This window comes from Rhizobium sp. CFBP 8762, assembly GCF_014841565.1.
Taxonomy (GTDB): Bacteria; Pseudomonadota; Alphaproteobacteria; order Rhizobiales; family Rhizobiaceae; genus CFBP-8762.
Genome location: NZ_JACYUD010000001.1, coordinates 352,798 through 370,701, shown reverse-complemented (window position 1 = coordinate 370,701; position 17,904 = coordinate 352,798). Strand labels below are relative to the sequence as shown.

The 17,904-nt window shown below is 58.9% G+C and carries 17 protein-coding genes; 7 read left to right on the top strand and 10 right to left on the bottom strand.

Annotated elements, in window-relative coordinates:
• Positions 1-64 precede the first annotated feature (64 nt).
• The 3 genes from IFT84_RS01765 to thrC are packed head-to-tail and all read right to left on the bottom strand — an operon-like array spanning position 65 to position 3,425.
• Positions 65-649: a GNAT family N-acetyltransferase gene (locus tag IFT84_RS01765; protein ID WP_192116920.1), complete on the bottom strand. Its 585-nt coding sequence runs from the start codon at positions 647-649 to the stop codon at positions 65-67.
• 56 nt (positions 650-705) lie between these two features.
• Positions 706-2,007, bottom strand: coding sequence for a M16 family metallopeptidase (locus IFT84_RS01760; protein WP_192116919.1), 1,302 nt, complete (start codon positions 2,005-2,007; stop codon positions 706-708).
• Between the two features lie 26 nt (positions 2,008-2,033).
• Positions 2,034-3,425, bottom strand: a complete 1,392-nt coding sequence (gene thrC / locus IFT84_RS01755; RefSeq protein WP_192116918.1) for a threonine synthase — start codon at positions 3,423-3,425, stop codon at positions 2,034-2,036.
• Positions 3,426-3,628: 203 nt separating this feature from the next.
• On the opposite strand from thrC, the gene IFT84_RS01750 reads away from it, so the two are divergent.
• On the top strand, positions 3,629-4,162 hold the full coding sequence (locus tag IFT84_RS01750) for a hypothetical protein (RefSeq protein WP_192116917.1): 534 nt from the start codon (positions 3,629-3,631) through the stop codon (positions 4,160-4,162).
• A 53-nt stretch (positions 4,163-4,215) separates the two neighbouring features.
• On the opposite strand, the gene IFT84_RS01745 is transcribed toward IFT84_RS01750, so the two are convergent.
• The 3 genes from IFT84_RS01745 to IFT84_RS01735 all read right to left on the bottom strand — a co-directional run bounded on the left by IFT84_RS01745 (position 4,216) and on the right by IFT84_RS01735 (position 6,673).
• Positions 4,216-4,620, bottom strand: a complete 405-nt coding sequence (locus tag IFT84_RS01745; protein ID WP_192116916.1) for a VOC family protein — start codon at positions 4,618-4,620, stop codon at positions 4,216-4,218.
• A gap of 87 nt (positions 4,621-4,707) precedes the next feature.
• Positions 4,708-5,814 carry a branched-chain amino acid ABC transporter substrate-binding protein gene (locus tag IFT84_RS01740; RefSeq protein WP_192116915.1) on the bottom strand — a complete coding sequence of 369 codons (1,107 nt, stop codon included), beginning with the start codon at positions 5,812-5,814 and terminating at the stop codon, positions 4,708-4,710.
• A gap of 163 nt (positions 5,815-5,977) precedes the next feature.
• The gene (locus IFT84_RS01735) at positions 5,978-6,673 is read right to left on the bottom strand and encodes an HAD family hydrolase (RefSeq protein WP_192116914.1); all 696 of its coding nucleotides are present in this window, start codon (positions 6,671-6,673) and stop codon (positions 5,978-5,980) included.
• A gap of 121 nt (positions 6,674-6,794) precedes the next feature.
• Between IFT84_RS01735 and IFT84_RS01730 the strand changes: the two genes are divergently transcribed.
• Entirely contained in the window at positions 6,795-7,475 is a 681-nt protein-coding gene (locus IFT84_RS01730; RefSeq protein ID WP_192116913.1) for a GntR family transcriptional regulator, read from the top strand.
• Positions 7,476-7,537: 62 nt separating this feature from the next.
• On the opposite strand, the gene IFT84_RS01725 is transcribed toward IFT84_RS01730, so the two are convergent.
• A complete protein-coding gene (locus IFT84_RS01725) occupies positions 7,538-7,819 on the bottom strand; it encodes a helix-turn-helix domain-containing protein (RefSeq protein ID WP_192116912.1) in 282 nt (93 codons plus the stop codon).
• Entirely contained in the window at positions 7,816-8,157 is a 342-nt protein-coding gene (locus IFT84_RS01720; protein WP_192116911.1) for a type II toxin-antitoxin system RelE/ParE family toxin, read from the bottom strand. Before IFT84_RS01720 ends, IFT84_RS01725 begins: the two co-directional genes overlap by 4 nt.
• A gap of 205 nt (positions 8,158-8,362) precedes the next feature.
• Between IFT84_RS01720 and IFT84_RS01715 the strand changes: the two genes are divergently transcribed.
• Positions 8,363-9,517, top strand: coding sequence for a site-specific DNA-methyltransferase (locus IFT84_RS01715; protein ID WP_192116910.1), 1,155 nt, complete (start codon positions 8,363-8,365; stop codon positions 9,515-9,517).
• Positions 9,518-9,796: 279 nt separating this feature from the next.
• Here the strand turns inward: IFT84_RS01715 and IFT84_RS01710 are convergent, their stop codons facing one another.
• Together IFT84_RS01710 and mutY are read right to left on the bottom strand one after the other, a co-directional pair.
• A complete protein-coding gene (locus tag IFT84_RS01710) occupies positions 9,797-10,408 on the bottom strand; it encodes an HAD family hydrolase (protein ID WP_192116909.1) in 612 nt (203 codons plus the stop codon).
• Entirely contained in the window at positions 10,405-11,535 is a 1,131-nt protein-coding gene (gene mutY, locus IFT84_RS01705; protein WP_192116908.1) for an A/G-specific adenine glycosylase, read from the bottom strand. Before mutY ends, IFT84_RS01710 begins: the two co-directional genes overlap by 4 nt.
• Positions 11,536-11,661: 126 nt before the next feature.
• Between mutY and IFT84_RS01700 the strand changes: the two genes are divergently transcribed.
• The 4 genes from IFT84_RS01700 (at position 11,662) to IFT84_RS01685 (ending at position 17,310) form a co-directional block, all read left to right on the top strand.
• The gene (locus IFT84_RS01700) at positions 11,662-12,405 is read left to right on the top strand and encodes a glycosyltransferase family 25 protein (protein ID WP_192116907.1); all 744 of its coding nucleotides are present in this window, start codon (positions 11,662-11,664) and stop codon (positions 12,403-12,405) included.
• 27 nt (positions 12,406-12,432) lie between these two features.
• Positions 12,433-12,936, top strand: a complete 504-nt coding sequence (locus IFT84_RS01695; protein WP_192116906.1) for a DUF721 domain-containing protein — start codon at positions 12,433-12,435, stop codon at positions 12,934-12,936.
• A gap of 107 nt (positions 12,937-13,043) precedes the next feature.
• The gene (locus tag IFT84_RS01690; RefSeq protein WP_244651048.1) at positions 13,044-13,751 is read left to right on the top strand and encodes a DsbA family protein; all 708 of its coding nucleotides are present in this window, start codon (positions 13,044-13,046) and stop codon (positions 13,749-13,751) included.
• Positions 13,752-13,845: 94 nt separating this feature from the next.
• Positions 13,846-17,310, top strand: coding sequence for a chromosome segregation SMC family protein (locus tag IFT84_RS01685; RefSeq protein ID WP_192116904.1), 3,465 nt, complete (start codon positions 13,846-13,848; stop codon positions 17,308-17,310).
• Positions 17,311-17,904 lie beyond the last annotated feature (594 nt).

Here is a 17,904-nt window from a genome sequence, read left to right as displayed (position 1 = left end):
ATTGGACAGGTCGGTTAAGCCACCGTTTTACAAAACGCATCAGAAAGCATCAATCCTGTTGGGGTCAGCGGGTGTTGAGGAGCGAAAACATGATGTGGTCTCGCCACGCACCGTTGATTTTGAGGTATTCCCTTGCATAGCCTTCACGCTGAAACCCGGCCTTTTCAAGGACACGAATACTGCGCTCATTGTCTGGAATACAGGCTGCCTCGATACGGTGCAACTGAAGCACCGAAAAGATGTAGGGGATTGCAAGGTTCAGCGCTGCCAGCATGTGGCCTTTTCCGGCGTGCATCTGGCCCATCCAGTAGCCAATCATGCAGCTTTGCGCCGATCCGCGGCGGATATAGCCGATGGTCAGCCCGCCCAGAAGCACGCCGCCCTCACGTGCAAAGATCAGCAGCGAGACCGCCTGACCGGACGAATATTCCTGTTGATTGCGCAGCACCCGGCGCCGAAATGCACTTTCGGTCAGGTCGTCAGCGGCCCAGACCGGTTCCCAAGGCGTCAGAAAGGCGCGGCTGTCGCTGCGCAGGCGATACCACTGCGCGTAATCACTGGCGCGGGGAAGCCGCAGCACATGATGTGCGCCCACAAGGTCCACCGTATCCGGCTCACGCGACAGAAACCGAAACACCGATTTTGCCATCCTTGCCTCCGGGCCCGGCTAACACCTTGCGGGCGGGACTGTCAATGTCCGCAAATTCAGCGTGCGGAGGCCGCTTTCAGTTCCATGCGACCATTGGACAAACCAGCGGCAATCTCGTCCATGGGTGCCAGTTGCTCCAGCGGACCGATGGCCGAGAGGGTTGGCGTTGTATTGAAAAACAAACGGCCAGCCAGATCTGTCAGGCGTTCGATGGTAATGCCTTCCAGCCGTTCCATCATCTCGTTGTTGGGGATGATGCGGCCATAGAGCATCATCTGGCGGGCCAGTTGCCCGGCGCGGGCCGCAGGGCTTTCGCCACCCATGAGCAGTTGCGCTCGGATTTGGGCGCGTGCGCGCTCAATTTCCTGTTGCTCGATATGTTCGGACGATTTGCGCAGTTCATCGATGATGACCGGCACCAGTTCCGGCAGATTTTCGCCGCCGGTTGCCGCGTGAATGCCGAAAATACCGGTATCGGAAAAGCCCCAGTGGAACGCATAGACCGAATAGCACAGGCCGCGATGCTCGCGCACCTCCTGAAACAGCCGGGATGACATGCCTCCACCGAGGATATTGGCGAGGATTTGTGAACAGTAGAAATCCCGCGCGTGGTAGGCCTTGCCCTCAAACCCCAGCAGCACCTGCGCGTCCATCAGGTCGCGACCTTCGCGGCCTTCACCGCCGATATAGCGGGCAGGTTCCATCACGGGCGGTGCCACCGGCGCCATCGGTAGCGAAGCAAAACGCTCCTCGACCTGCCTGACGAAGGTCTCGTGATCCACTGCACCGGCAGCCACCACGAACATGCGGTCTGTGGTGTAGTTGCGACCGAGATAATGGCGGATCTGGTCCGGCGTAAATGACAGCACGGTTTCCGGCGTGCCCAGAATAGGCCGCCCGATGGTCTGGTCACGATAGGCAATCTGCGCGAAACGGTCGAACACCACATCGTCGGGCATATCGTCCGCCGCGCCGATTTCTTGCAGGATCACATGCTTTTCGCGCCGCAGTTCCTCGTCATCGAAGGAGGATTCCGTCAAAATATCGGCCAGAATATCCACGGCCAGCGGCACATGGTCTTTCAGCACCCGGGCATAATAGGATGTGGTCTCGGTCGAGGTCGCGGCGTTGACTTCGCCGCCGACATTTTCAATCTGCTCGGCAATCTGGCGCGCCGTGCGCCGGGCCGTACCCTTGAACGCCATGTGCTCCAGAAGGTGGGCAATGCCATGCTCTTCCTGCAACTCATTGCGCGAACCGGACTTGATCCACACCCCCAAAGCAACGCTTTCCAGGTGCGGCATGGTTTCGGTCACAACCGTCAACCCCGACTTCAGCCGGGTGCACTCTACACTCATGTTCAGTCTTTCCGCGCTGTCAGGTGTCACGTGCGGATGTGATCGCCGATATAGGATTCAACGGCTTTCAAATCAGCATCGAGAACGTCGAAGCGCTCCTCCCTGGTCATCATGCCAGCAAGCCACGTCGGAAGCGCCGGGTCAATACCACTGGCAGATTTTACTGCATCGGGGAATTTGGCCGGGTGGGCGGTGGCCAGCACCACCATGGGCGTTGTTGGGTCGCGGTACTGCTCGGCAACAAAAACACCGATGGCGGAATGCGGATCGAGCAGATAGCCGGTTTCCTCGCGGGTTTTGGCAATGGTTGCCTTCACCTCTGCTTCGCTGGCGCGCCCCGCAGCAAAATCGCGACGAATGGTGGTCAGCGCCGACGCTTCGATCTCAAATGCGCCGGACTGCTTCAGCCCATCCATGGCCGCGCGCACGCGGCTGGCGTCCCGGTCATAGGCTTCAAACAGCAGCCGCTCGAAATTGGAGGAGATCTGGATATCCATGGATGGCGACGTGGTGGCATGAACCTCACGCATTTCATAGCGCCCGGTTGCCAGCGTGCGGGCCAGAATGTCATTCTCGTTGGTGGCAACCACCAGCTTGTCGATAGTCAGGCCCATTTTCTTGGCGACGAAGCCTGCGAAAATATCACCGAAATTGCCCGTTGGCACCGTGTAGGACACAGCCCGTTCCGGCGCGCCGAGAGCAACCGCAGTCGTGAAATAATAGACGATCTGCGCCATGATGCGCGCCCAGTTGATGGAGTTGACGCCCGAAAGCGCCACCCGGTCCCGGAATGGTGTATCGTTGAACATCGCTTTCACGAGGCTCTGGCAATCGTCAAAATTGCCGTTGATCGCCAGCGCATGAACATTCACCTCTGTCGAGGTCGTCATCTGCCGCTGCTGCACGGCCGATACCTTGCCATGGGGAAACAGAATGAAGATATCGGTGCGCTCGCGCCCTGCAAAGGCGTCGATCGCCGCGCCGCCGGTGTCGCCGGAGGTGGCGCCGACGATAGTGGCGCGCGCGCCCTTTTGCGCCAGAACATAGTCCATCAGACGCGCCAGCAACTGCATGGCAACATCCTTGAATGCCAGCGTCGTGCCGTGGAACAGTTCCATGACGAAGGTATTGGGACCAAGCTGCGTCAGCGGTGCAATGGCGGTGTGGCGGAACGTGGCATAGGCTTCGTCGATCATTGCGCGCAGCACATCGGCTGGAATATCGCCATCGGTAAAGCGCGACAGCACGGTAAACGCCACGTCCTGGTAGGACTGTCCGCGCATCGCGCTGATCTCGTCCTTGGAAAAGACAGGCCAGGTTTCCGGAACATACAGGCCGCCATCACGGGCGAGACCCGCCATCAGCGCATCACAAAACTCAAGCGTTGGGGCTTCGCCCCGGGTGGAAACATATTTCACTGTGACTTTCCCTTACCTGATGCAGCGCTGGCCTGATACGACAGCCTGTCCCAGACACGATTTCGAAAACTGTTACGAAATCGTTGTGCGTTGTCGATTTTTTGCCGCGCCACTGCTATAGACCAAGCGCTGGGGTCGTGAAAAGCCCGGATGATAATTGTTTTAAGACTGATCCAAGGTCCATCAATTCGAGGTGATCATACGTGTCTGGTACATTTTTCCGTAGCCTTTGTGGTCTTTCGCTTCTTGCCGTGCTTGCAGGCTGTAACCAGACCGGCGGCGGCATTCTTCCAAAAGCGCCGCCTGCGGCAGGTCCCGCCGTGGTGCAAGGCAAATGCCCGCAGGTTTACCTGCGCGACGGCACTGCAACCCACCGTGTCTTCACCAAGGGCGGGGAGGGTGATGCGACCAAGATCATCTATCAGGCGTCGCTTGTCGATACGACCCGTCAATGCACCACGAGCGGCGACCAGTTGACCATTACCGTGCAGGCGCAGGGCCGTGCATTGGCAGGCCCGGCTGGCAAGGCTGGTCCGGTAAAGCTGCCCATCCGCGTGGCCGTGACTGATGGCAACAACACGGTCTATTCGCAGTTGACGCAGATGGCCGTGGATATTCCTGCGGGCTCCACCACCAACCAGTTCGTGTTCACGAAAACAGACGTGACCATTCCCGCCAATCTGGCCGAAATTGCCAAGGTCTATGTCGGCTTTGATGAAGGTCCGGGCAAAAAATAAAGAGCGTTTCAGGCTTGCCACTGCTTCAGGCAGTGGCAGCTTGTTGCCGTGTTCTAACCCGTCTGCGCATCCTGGTTCATCCAGATCAGCTCCCAGCCATGGCCATCCGGGTCCAGAAACGAACCCTGATACATGAAGCCAAAATCTTTGGCAGGTTGCGCTGGCGCTCCGCCATTGTGAAGCGCAGTCGCGACCATACTGTCCACATCCTCACGGCTGTCGCACGACAGACAGATCAGAACCTCGGCACTGTGCGCAGTGTCGCAAACGGCCTTCGGGGTAAACTGTTGGAACTTGTCTTCCGTCAGCAGCATCACATAAATCGTGTCCGACACGATCATGCAGGTTGCTGTTTCATCGGTAAAGACCGGATTGAACGCAAACCCAAGGCTGCCAAAAAACGCGATCGAGCGTTGCAAGTCCTTTACGGGCAAGTTGATAAAAACCTGTTGAGCCATTCTGTTTCCTCCCAAGACCAGCGGAGGATAACACCCAGCACATAGATTTAAAGGGGGCGCTTTGTTTCCAAAGCGCCGCCTTTCTACTTACTTCACATCAACAATCTTGCCATTATCCCAGCTGAACAGCGCAAAGCTCTGCGATGTCAGGTCGCCATTGTCACCATAGGTGACTTTGCCGATGGCGGTCGGGATGGCGTCGCCGGACTTGATGGCTTTGGCCACAGCTTCCGTATCATCAGCCGAACCAGCCTTTTCAATGCCAGCCTTGATCACCTGCACAGCCGCATAGGCATTGAGCGTAAAGGCTTCAGCCGGGATGTTTTTGGTTTGCAATGCCTTCACCGCATCCTGGCTATCGGCGTTTTTCAACGCGTCGGCAGCATTGGTGAAAATCGTGCCCTGTGCGGCATCGCCGCCAATGGCCCAAAGTTCGGTGTTGGACAGGCCTTCACCGCCAACCAGAACGGCTGCAACGCCCTGATCGCGCATCTGGCGCGAAAGCAGACCGCCTTCGGCGTGGTAGCCGCCAAAATAGACCACGTCGGCCTTTTCCGCCTTCAGCCGGGTGACAAGCGAGCTGTAGTCTTTCTCACCGGGGGTGACGGTTTCATACAGAATTTCAGTCACGCCGCCCTTGTTCAGCGCAGCCTTGAAGCCATCTGCCAAACCCTTGCCATAGGGTGCCTTGTCGTGAACGATGGCAATATTCTTGCCCTTGAATTTTTCCAGCACGTAGGCTGCGGCCACATCGGCCTGCTGGTCATCACGACCGCAGGTGCGCAGCACGTTCCACAGGCCACGGTTGGTCAGTTCCGGCGTCGTGGCCGTGGGCGTCACCATGATGACCCCGCTCTCGGCAAAAATGTCGGACACCGGCATCGATGTGCTGGAGATGACCGGACCGACAACGTATTTGATGTCTTCGCCGACGAACTGGTTGGCAACCGAAACGGCCTGCTTCGGCTCGCCCGCATCGTCGCCGATCTTGACGACGACCTGCTGGCCCAGAATGCCGCCAGCCTTGTTGATTTCAGCGACGGCGGTTTCAGCGCCGTTCTTCACCTGCTCGCCGAACGCGGCAACGGGGCCGGTCAGTGGAGCGACAATGCCGATGGTGATATCGGCGAACGCCACCGGGCCGAACGCAACGCTTGCCGCCAGTGTCAGGCCAATCAGTCTGGATAAACGCATATCAAATTCTCCTCATATGCACGCCGGGACGCGAAAATTGCCCCGCAACGCCGTAAAGCGCGGGATTTTGCGATGCAAAGCGCAAGAAAACCCGTTGCCGATAGCAGTATAATGGATATTTGTTGCGTCAAGCGCTGATTTGCGTTTCCAAATATTTCCGCCGTTAATCGCTCGACAACGGCGACCACTCCGATAGCGCCGTGATGACGTGCGGCAGTTCCTGCATCCGGGAGATAACCGTTTCGGCGCCGGCCTCCGTCAGCCGGTCGGCATGTGAGGGGTAGGTGTGGGACGCGCCCGTAAAGCCCACCACGCGCATACCGGCCGCCACGGCGCCGTGAACGCCATGAACAGAATCCTCCACCACCAAAACCCTCGAGGGGTCCGCCTTGAACTGCCTGGCCCCGTGCAGGAAGATATCGGGCTTGGGTTTCACACGATCCTCACCCAGATCCTTGGCGGAATAGATGTGCTTGCCGAACACTTCTTTCAGGCCGACCTTTTTCAGCATCATTTCCAGCCGGGGCATGGATGAGTTGGAGCAGATACAGTTGGGCAGTTTCAGCCTGGAGAGCATGGCCTTGACGCCATCCACCGCCTGCACATCGGCGGCCAGCCGTTCATCCAGAAGCTTTTCCGATCGGTCGAGCAGGGTTGCAGAGAAGGGAATGTCGGCCTCTTTTTCGATAGCCAGCAGGATATTGCGCCATGTCATGCCCGCAAAACGTTCGGCCATTTCGCCTGCATTGATGGGGTAGCCGGCTTCTGTAATCAGCGCCGCTTCCACCTCTGCGGCGATGATTTCCGAATCCACCAGAACACCGTCGCAGTCGAATATGATGAGGTCGAACCCGCTCATGATATGCCATCCTTGATAAAAACCACGTCCGCCTTTACAGGAAGGGCAGTAAAAGCTCAACTGCGACCCGGTGCGACCACTGCGCAACCTTGGTTGCGTATTCATGCTGCACGGAATCCTCATGGCAACTTCCACCACCGGCGATCATCACGACGACACCATCGCGGGCCGCATCGCCCGTGCGCTGGCAAGCCGCATCATCAATGGCGAGCTGGCCGCAGGCGCGCGCCTGCGTCAGGACCATGTAGCAGAGGAATTTGGCGCAAGCCACGTGCCAGTGCGTGAGGCCTTTCGCCGTCTGGAAGCGCAGGGGCTGGCCATCAGCGAGCCCCGCCGGGGTGTGCGCGTTGCTTCCTTTGACCTAAAAGAAGTGCGCGAAGTGGCCGAAATGCGCGCAGCGCTGGAAGGGCTGGCGCTGCGCCATGCCGCACCGCACCTCACCGCCGCCATTCTGGCCGAAGCCGAAGAGGCAACCCATGCGGGCGACAGCGCCCGCGACGTTCACGCTTGGGAGGAGGCGAACCGCCGCTTTCACCGCCTGATCCTCACCCCTTGCGATATGCCGCGCTTGCTGGCGTCTATCGACGATCTCCATGCCGTTAGCGCGCGTTTTCTATTTTCCGCCTGGCGTTCGGCGTGGGAGGCCCGCACCGACCACGACCACCGCGCCATTCTGGCCGCCCTGAGACAGGGCAAGACGGCAGAAGCCGCCACCATTCTGGAGCGCCACGTACAGTGGATTGGCCAACGCCCTGTCAAAACTGCGTCGGGTACGCGGGATGCGTTTGCCATCGTGGGGTGAGGCTTGGAGAACTGCTTCGATAATAAAACAAGCGTTCTTGTGTAAACTCGTCTTGGACGGTTTTACGCTGCTTCACTTATGGTCATTTCAACATGCAGGCCACTCTTGAGAGCCATCGTGATCAAGGTTCCTACGGAAAACTGATCAATCTTTCCGGTTACCAAAGCGGATATTCGGGGCTGCGTTACATTGAACCGCTTTGCCGCCTCTGCCTGGGTCCATTGCTGCTTGCGAATTTTTTCCCTTAGCGCCACCATTAGGCTCGCGCGCAATTTCAAGTCCTCTGCCTGCCTGGGGTCATTTTCAATCGCATCCCACACGTTATCAAACCGCTTGCCGCTCATGTCTTTCGCTCCCGCATCAATTGATTGTAGCGCGCTGTTGCCACTACGAAATCTGCCTGCCTCGTTTTTTGAGTTTTCTTCTCAAAGCAGTGGATTACGAACACAGCCTCGGCAAACTTTGCAAGATAGATAACGCGGTAGATTCCATTGTCATCCCGGATGCGAATTTCACGAACTCCGGTTCCGATGGACGGCATGGGTTTCCAGTCATCCGGGTCTCCGCCCCGTTGAACCTGATCGAGTTGAAACCCTGCTCGACGCCGGGCAAGTTCCGGAAATGACAACAGGTCATCGTAGGAAGACCCTAAAAATTCAACTGGTTTTCTCGTTGTCTCCATAAACAGTTATACAAGAATTTGTATATCAAAGCAACAAAAAATTGAATTACCCGTTGTCGGTATGATGCCATTCGTTCGGCAGACTGGGAAAATTTTTCGCAATTAGATCAAAAGCTTTCAGGATTTGGTAACCATATTCGGTAACCATAAGAGACAGTTAGAGCAGACCCTTGTTTTCCCGAGTCAGCGTGAGTGTCGAGTTACCATGTCCAGAGCTATTTCCAAGTTGCGTTCGTTCGCCCAGGCCATTCCAGCATCGGGCCAGCCAACAATCCAGACATCCTGGATCGATACCATCATTAAGGGCGACTGCGTTGCGGCGCTCGAAAAGCTGCCAGACCATTCGGTCGATGCCATTTTCGCCGATCCACCATACAATCTTCAGCTTGGCGGCTCCCTTCACCGGCCCGATCAGTCGCTGGTGGATGCGGTGGATGACGCGTGGGACCAGTTTGCGTCATTCGAGGCGTATGATGCTTTCACCCGCGCCTGGCTGCTGGCCTGCCGCCGTGTGTTGAAGCCAACGGGTACGCTGTGGGTCATCGGGTCCTACCACAATATTTTCCGTGTGGGTGCCACGCTTCAGGATCTCAACTTCTGGATCTTGAACGACATCATCTGGCGCAAGAGCAACCCCATGCCCAACTTCAAGGGCCGCCGGTTCCAGAACGCGCATGAAACGCTGATCTGGGCCAGCCCCAGCGCCAAAGCCAAGAATTACACCTTCAATTACGATGCGTTGAAGGCCTCAAACGACGATGTGCAGATGCGCTCCGATTGGCTATTCCCCATCTGCAATGGCGGCGAGCGCCTGAAGGGTGACGATGGCAAGAAGGTGCACCCGACCCAGAAGCCGGAAGCGCTTCTGGCCCGCATCATGATGGCCTCCACCAAGCCCGGTGATATCATTCTGGACCCGTTCTTCGGCTCCGGGACCACGGGCGCGGTAGCCAAGCGTCTCGGCCGTCACTTTGTCGGCGTCGAGCGGGAGCAGGTCTATATTGATGCAGCACAGGCGCGCATCGATGCGGTTGAGCCGCTGGGCAAGGCAACCCTGTCGGTGCTCAGTGGCAAGAAGGCCGAGCCACGTGTGGCATTCAACACGCTGGTGGAAAGCGGCATGATCAAGCCCGGTACGGTTTTGAGCGATGCCAAGCGCCGCTACAGCGCCATTGTGCGGGCCGATGGCACGGTTGCGTCCGGCGGCGAAGCCGGTTCCATCCACCGTCTGGGCGCCAAGGTGCAAGGGCTGGACGCCTGCAACGGCTGGACCTTCTGGCATTTCGACGATGGCGAAGGCCTGAAGCCGATCGACGATCTGCGCGCCGTTATCCGCAGCGACATGGCGCGGTTGAACTAAGCAATTCCAGCAAAAGTGCGAAGCGGTTTTGCGTCCGGAATTGCGTAAACGAGGGACCGCAATTCCAGCAAAAGTGCAAAGCGGTTTTGCGTCCAGAGTTGCGTAAAACCAGCACGATTTACAGGGAATTAACCATCCATGGTCTACAAGGATGGTGAAGGCAGATCGGTCCTGCGATCAACCGCACACGGTCTGTCCGTAACCGCTTGCCGCCGGTTTTTGGTACCTTCAGTCCCGGTGACAAGTGAAAACGCCCGAAGGCAACTTCGGGCGTTTTGTTTATAAAACTCCAAACCGCTCCAAATCCGCCCTCAACGTCTCCGCGTCAAAAAACTGAACCGCCTGCCAGCCTGCTGTCTTTGCGCCGGCAACATTGTCGGCGTTATCATCGATGAACAGTGTCCTTGCAGGGGTGAGGCCGAAATCGTGGGCATGTTTTTCGTAGATCGCCACATCCGGCTTGATCAGAAAAATATCGCCCGATACGGTTACGCCGCGGGCCAAGGTCAGGAACGGAAACTTGACCTTGGCTTCGGCAAAGGTGTCGCTGGCGAAGTTGGTCAGCATCGTTACATCACGGCCCTGTGCCAGCAATTCTTTAAGAATCTCGACCGTGCCGTCATAGGCGTGTGGCACCATCTCGGTCCAGTGTTTGCGAAAGTTGCGGATCTGCTCCTCGCGTTCCGGGTGGTCGGCAATCAGCAGCGCTTCGGCGTCTTCCCATGTGCGCCCCCGGTCCTGCTCCAGATTCCACTCGTGCGTACAGATGGTATCAAAAAACCATTGCCGCTCCGCCGCATCGGGAATGAGCCGCGAGAATGGCAGGTTCGGGTCGTAATGGATCAGCACCTTGCCGATGTCGAAAACGATATGGTCGATAGCATCCGTCATGATGTTCCCCTCAAATTGACAGACTGTTTGAACGCATCCGGCATGGCCTGCGCAATGACTTTCTTCATCACCGTCGGCAATGCCTGCTCTTTCAGGGTTTCGACTGGCTCCCACCAGCCATTGCCCGCCATTCCGCGCTTGGATACATCGGCCCGGTAGACCGTCAGGCGCAGTTCAAAATGGGTGAACACATGGGTCACCACGCCCTGCACCTGCCAGTCGGCTGCAAAGGGCTGGGCCGATACACTGGTTTCACCATCGATACGCGATGTCCACTCGGTGCCGGGCACCTCTGTCATGCCGCCCAGAAGCCCGGTTTCTCCACGTTTTTGCAGGTAGACGGCGGGCGTTGCATCCACGGCAACAAAAGCCGCACCCACCCGCACGGGCTTGGCCTTCTTGGCCGCCTTGCGCGGAAAGGTTTCCGGGTTGTGGTCCCGGAAGGCCAGACAGTGCGCGTTCAGCGGACAGAGCGAACAAACGGGCCGTTTGGGCGTGCAGATGGACGAGCCAAGGTCCATGACGGCTTGCGCAAAATCACCGGGCCGGTCTGTAGGGGTGATCAAGCCTGTCAGGCTGCGCAAATGGGGCTTGGCGGTGGGCAGGGGTGTCTCCACCGCATAAAGCCGCGAGACCACCCGTTCGATATTGCCATCCAGCACGGCTGCATGGCGGTTGAACGCAATCGCCGCGATGGCCGCAGCCGTATAATCGCCGATGCCGGGCAGGGCCTTCAACCCTTCTTCGGTATCGGGAAAGTGCCCGCCGTGGTCGCGTGCAACCACTTCGGCGCATTTTTTCAGGTTCCGGGCGCGAGCGTAGTAACCAAGGCCCGCCCAGGCCTTCATGACATCTTCAGAATCGGCGGCTGCCAGATCGGTCACACGCGGCCAGAGCGCGAGAAATTTTGCGAAATACGGCTTGACCGCTTGCACGGTGGTCTGCTGCAGCATTACCTCGGACAACCAGATGTGATAGGGGTCCGGCGTGTGGCCAGCCTTTGCCATGGACGGCGAGATCCGCCACGGCAGATCCCGATGATGGCGGTCATACCATTCGAGCAGAAGCTGCGATAAGGCAGGCTGCTGATCGGTGCACTTTGGCCGACGTTGCAAAAGTCCGGTCATACGCTGTTGAATTCCCCTGCGGTTTTATGGTTCAAGACCTTGTCGGACGCTATACTTACGCATATCAACTGACGCTAAAATAAGATGACTTTTGTCAAGAAATCCGCTTTGAATCGGCCAAAAATCATGAAAATTGCACTTTACGCCATCAATCTGGATCGCTCCGTGGAGCGATGGGAACGCCTGAATACACAGGCTGCCACGTTTCACTTTCCTCTCATACGATTTCCGGCTGTCGATGGACGACTTATAGCCAAGAAAGATCGGCTTGGCACGGATGAGACTAGTTTTGTCCACCGCAATGGCCGCCAGATGATGTCAGGTGAGTATGGCTGCTACCGAAGCCATGTTGCCATACTCGATACCATTCTGGCCTCCGACAGTGACGCAGCCATCGTTCTGGAAGACGATGTGGAACTGGTCCCGGACCTTCTGGCCCGCGCAGGCGCGATACTGGATGCCGTTCCCAAGGCCGAACTGGTCAAGCTCATTAATCACCGCACCTATGGTTTTGTTCGACGTGCAACGTCGTCGCTCGGAGACCGCATCGGGCGTTGTCTGCACGGCCCGCAGGGTTCATCTGCCTGCTATATCGTCACCCGCGCGGGCGCCGCCAAGCTGCGTGACGCGCTGGCGACCATGGAGTATGCCCATGATGTTGCGCTGGAGCGCGGTTGGCACACCGGTGTTGCGACATTTACTGTCCGCCACAACATCGTCCACTGGAACCCGCATACGACCCAGTCTCAGGTGGTGACAGATGGGGGCTACGCAGCCACGAAAATACGCGGGCTGAAACGCCTTCCTACCCATATATCCCGGGCAGTGGATTATATCAGGCGAATTGTCTATGCTCTAACCATGCGATAGACGCAGATTTTGAGGAAAGTGCTCACTATGGCCATGACGCCAAGACGCGGCCACATGCAAATCAGCGAGGTCGCCAACGGCATCCTCGATCCCGTTCTGGCCAAGCGGGCAGGCATCAATACGCTGCTGCTCGGCTCCTGGGATGAGATTGCCGGTGCCGATTTTGCCGATTGTACCCGGCCTGAAAAGATCACCTGGCCACGCCGTGCCTCTGAAATGCGCGGAGATGGCGGCGGGTATGAGCCCGGCGTGCTGACGATTGCGTGCGAGGGCGCCCGCGCCCTTTTTCTCACCCATGCGCAGGGTGAACTGATCCAGCGGATCAACGGTTTTTTTGGCTTTCCCGCCATCCGCCAGATGAAGATTGTGCAAAAACCGGTGTCGGCGCCCATGCGAAAGAACCGCAAGCCCAGACCGCTTACCGGTGCGGCGGCAGACAAACTGAACGATATGATTTCCGGTATCGAAGAAGACGCGTTGAAACAGGCATTGGCTCGGCTTGGAACCGCCGTTATGGGCGCGAGAAAATAACGGCTCACTCACGATTGTTTGACAATGCCGACGACGCCACCGCTTGTCCGCCACGATTTGCCACTATATTGAAAATGCTAAAGTTTCTTTTATCACAAGGATTATCCATGCCGCACCTTTTGAAGCGCCTCACGAGCGTTGCCGCTCTCGCCGCCGTTTTGTCTGCAGCCGCCCTTGCTGGCGCGCAGGCGCAGACAGCCGCGGCTCCGGCTGAAGCAACCTCGTCGGCTGCCGCCGCCGCGCCCGCAGACCTGCCACAGCCTGAAGGCACCGTGGACATGGCCAAGCTTCTGGAGCCGGGTGCGCTGCCGGAAATGGCGCTGGGTGAAGCCAATGCGCCCGTCACCATCGTTGAATACATGTCGATGACCTGCCCGCATTGCGCCGCCTTCCACAACTCCACCTTCGATGCGATCAAGGCCAAATACGTTGACAGCGGCAAGGTGCGCTTCATCGTGCGCGAATTCCCGTTTGACCCACGCGCGGCTGCCGCTTTCATGCTGGCGCGTTGCGCGCCCGAGGGTCAGTATTTCCCGATGGTCTCGCTCCTGTTCCGCCAGCAGCAGGCATGGGCTGCCGCACAGAATGGCCGCGATGCGCTGTTGCAGGTTTCCAAGGTTGCCGGGTTCTCGCAGGCTTCCTTTGAAAAATGCCTGACCGACCAGAAGCTTCTGGATAACGTCAACGCTGTTATGCAGCGCGGCGCCAAGGAGTTCGAGATTCAGTCGACACCAACCTTCATCATCAACGGCAAGAAATATGCCGGTGCTCTGTCGGTAGACGTTATGTCGGGCCTGATCGACCAGAACCTTTAGTATCTGCGGCATCCGCCAGCCTTGCGGCAACCATACCCGGCTGCTATTGACTGAACCCGCGCCCTGTTGACGGGCCAAGGGTTCAGTCGCATCCATGAAGTTTACAAAGCTCCGCCTTGTCGGATTCAAATCCTTTGTAGAGCCGTCCGAGTTCATCATCGAGCGCGGGCTGACCGGTGTTGTCGGTCCCAATGGCTGTGGCAAGTCCAATCTGGTGGAAGCGCTCCGCTGGGTGATGGGCGAAAACTCCTACAAGAACATGCGCGCCTCCGGCATGGATGATGTCATCTTTTCCGGCTCTGGCCACAGGCCTGCCCGCAACACCGCCGAAGTCGGCCTGTATCTTGATAATTCCGACCGCACAGCACCGGCGGCTTTTAATGATAGCGATGAAATTCAGGTATCGCGCCGCATCGAGCGCGAGTCCGGCTCGGTCTACCGCATCAATGGCAAGGAAGCGCGCGCCAAGGATGTGCAGTTGCTGTTTGCCGATGCGTCCACCGGTGCCCGCTCGCCCTCCATGGTGGGGCAGGGCCGCATCGGAGAGCTGATTCAAGCCAAGCCACAGGCCCGCCGCCAGCTTCTGGAAGAAGCCGCAGGCATTTCCGGCCTGCATTCGCGCCGCCACGAGGCGGAACTGCGCCTGCGCGGTGCCGAAACCAATCTGGAGCGGCTGGACGATGTCACCTCGCAGCTGGAAAGCCAGATCGAAAGCCTGAAACGGCAGGCGCGTCAGGCCAACCGTTTCAAAACGCTGTCGGCGGATATCCGCGCCCGTGAGGCATTGCTGTTGCACATGCGCTGGGTGGAGGCCAAACAGGCGACAAGCGAGGCCGAAAGTCAGCTGAACCAGATTACCTCGCTGGTGGCCGAAAAGGCGCAGGCGCAGATGGAAGCAGCGAAAACCCAGGCCATCGCCAGCCTGAAACTGCCGGAATTGCGGGAAGAAGAAGCCCGCGCCGCCGCCACGCTGCAACGGCTGCAAATCGCTCGCGCGCAACTGGATGAAGATGCCGCCCGCATCATGCGCCGCCGAGATGAGCTGACCCGCCGCTTGTCTCAACTGGCGCAGGATATTGCGCGTGAGGAAAAGCTGGTGGGCGATAATGTGCTTGCGCTGGAGCGGCTGGATGACGAGGAAGCCGATCTCACCCAAGCCTTGGATGATGCAGGAGACGAAGCTGCCGAGGCCGCGCAAATGCTGGCCGACGCCACCCAAAAGCTAAAAGACAGCGAAGCAGTTCTGCTTGCACTGACCGCCGAGCGGGCAGAAGCGCAGGCAACCCGTGCGCAGGTTGAGCGCGCAATCCGCGATCTGGACGAGCGCCGGAGCCGTGCCCGCCAGCAGGTGGAAGCCCAAGACCGCGAACGTGACGCCGTCGCCAGCCAGTTGGCGGCGCTGCCCGATCCGCTGGAAAAGCGCGAGGCGCTGGACGCGGCGCAAGCCGCACTGGAAGAGGCAGAGGCTCGTTTGGGCGAGGCCGAGGACCGGCTGGAACAGGCCCGCGCCACGGAAGCCAGCGCCCGCCCTCCGGTCGATCAGGCCCGCGCCGCGCTGGCCGGTCTTGAAACGGAGGCCCGTACTATTCAGCGTATTCTGGAGGCTGGGCAGGCGGGTGATGGCGCGCGTCCGATCGTTGATGAATTGAGCGTGGATCGTGGTTTTGAGACTGCCCTTGGCGCTGCCTTGGGCGAGGATCTGGAGTCGCCAACCGATACCACCGCAGTCGTGCACTGGCGGCAGCCGGGCGATGGGTCCGCCGATCCCGCCTTGCCACCGGGCGTCAAACCGCTTTCTGATCATGTTCAAGGCCCAACACTTCTTGCCCGCCGCTTGGCACAGGTGGGCGTGGTGGACCATGCAGCGGATGCGGAAGGAATCTTCGCGTCTCTCAGTCCCGGTCAGATGCTGGTCACGCCAGCGGGTGACGTCTGGCGCTGGGACGGACACGTCACGGGGGCGGATGCGCCGAGCAGTGCGGCCATTCGGCTGGAGCAGAAAAACCGCTTGGCTGAACTTGAAGCTTTGCGCGAAACCGCCGAAGTTGCGCTGGAAACGGCGGAGGCGGTCTTGCTCACCGCCGTCAAAGACAGCGCCGCGTGGGTCGAGCGCCAGCGCCAGCTGCGCGACGAAACGAAGGATCTCGGCCGCAGCGTGGCGCAAGCGCGTGACGATCTGGCAAAGGCCGAGCGCGCCGCTGGAGACCTTTTGCGTCGTCAGGCCGTTCTCGCGGAAACGCTGGGGCAACTGATATCACAACTGGATGATTTGAGTGAGCAGGCCGAGGCTGCACGCGATGCGCTGGCAGACGCGCCCGATCTGTCCAATCTCGATGTTCGCCTTCAAGCCCAAACCGCCGATGTCGGGCTGGACCGCGCCACGCTGGCACAGGCGCGTGCCGCCCATGATGGTCTGGCGCGCGAAAACGAGGCGCGCAAGCGCCGTTTGGTGTCACTTTCACAGGAGCGACAGACATGGGCGTCCCGCGCAGCGTCAGCCGATGAGCAGATTGCTACCCTGCGCGAACGCGAAGCGCAGGCCCGCGAGGAGGCCGAGGAGATCGAGGCGGCACCCGATGCCTTTGATGAGCGCCGGTTCGAACTGATGGACGCTTTAAGTAAAGCCGAAACGGCACGCCGCGCGGCCAGCGACCGGCTGGTGGAGGCCGAGACGCGCCAGCGCGACGCAGATGCCCGTGCGGCGACCGCACTTGCCGAACTGGCGGAATCCCGAGAAAAACGTGGACGCGCGGAAGAGCGGCTGATTGCCACCCGCGAAAAGCGCGTGGAAAGCGAAGCGCGTATCCGCGAGGTGCTGCAATGCGCCCCGCATGAGGCACTGCGTCTTGCCCATCATGCGCCAGATGCACCGATGCCCGATCCACGCACCGTGGAGCGCGATCTTGACCGCCTCAAAATCGAGCGCGAGCGTCTCGGTGCCGTCAACCTTCGGGCGGACGAGGAACAGGCCGATCTGTCAGCCAAACTTGCCTCCATCATCCGCGAGCGGGAAGATATTATCGACGCGATCCGCAAACTGCGCGCCGCCATCCAGAGCCTGAACCGGGAAGGGCGGGAGCGGCTTCTGGCCGCATTCGACGTTGTCAACGCACAGTTTCAGCGGCTGTTCACGCACCTGTTCAACGGCGGCACGGCCGAACTGCAACTGATCGAATCCGACGATCCGCTGGACGCCGGTCTCGAGATTCTTGCCCGCCCACCGGGCAAAAAGCCACAGACTATGACCCTTCTGTCCGGCGGTGAGCAGGCCCTGACCGCCATGGCGCTGATTTTTGCGGTGTTCCTCACCAATCCCGCGCCCATCTGCGTGCTGGACGAGGTTGACGCGCCGCTCGACGACCACAATGTGGAGCGCTACTGCAACCTGATGGACGAGATGGCGGCAACGACCGAGACCCGCTTCATCATCATCACGCACAACCCCATCACCATGGCCCGCATGAACCGCCTGTTTGGCGTGACCATGGCCGAGCAGGGCGTGTCCCAACTGGTATCGGTGGACTTGCAAGCTGCCGAGCGGCTTGTGGAAACAGCCTGAAAAGCAGTAGAGAAATCTAATAAACGGACTGCTATAACGCCTGCGTTCGCGGGCGCAAGCAGTATGCGTCAGGTCCAGGCTGGCGCGCTCATGAAGGTAGGCCACATGAGCACAGGCGAGTGCCTCGCCCTCGAACGGAGTGAAAAAAGATGATTCCTGTCTTTTTCACGCTGACGATAAGAAAAAGCCGCACGTCCTGGACTGTGACCGTGCGGCTTCATTTCTTAGCATAAGCGAAAAGGTTGGGGCGTTACCGCGCCCTGACCACTCCCATATATTAGACGAATGACGCATCCCGTCAAGCGCACAGGTATCGACCTACGTCTGTTATTAATAGCAGAGACTTCTAATTGAAATGTTGTTACAACGCCTGCGTTCACGGGCGCAAGCAGTATGCGTCAGGTCCAGGCTGGCGCGCTCATGAGGATCGGCCACATGAGCACAGGCGAGTGCCTCGCCCTCGAACGGAGTGAGACAAGATGTTTCCCATCTTTATCACGCTGACGATAAGAAAAAGCCGCACGTCCTGGACTGTGACCGTGCGGCTTCATTTCTTAGCATAAGCGAAAAGGTTGGGGCGTTACCGCGCCCTGA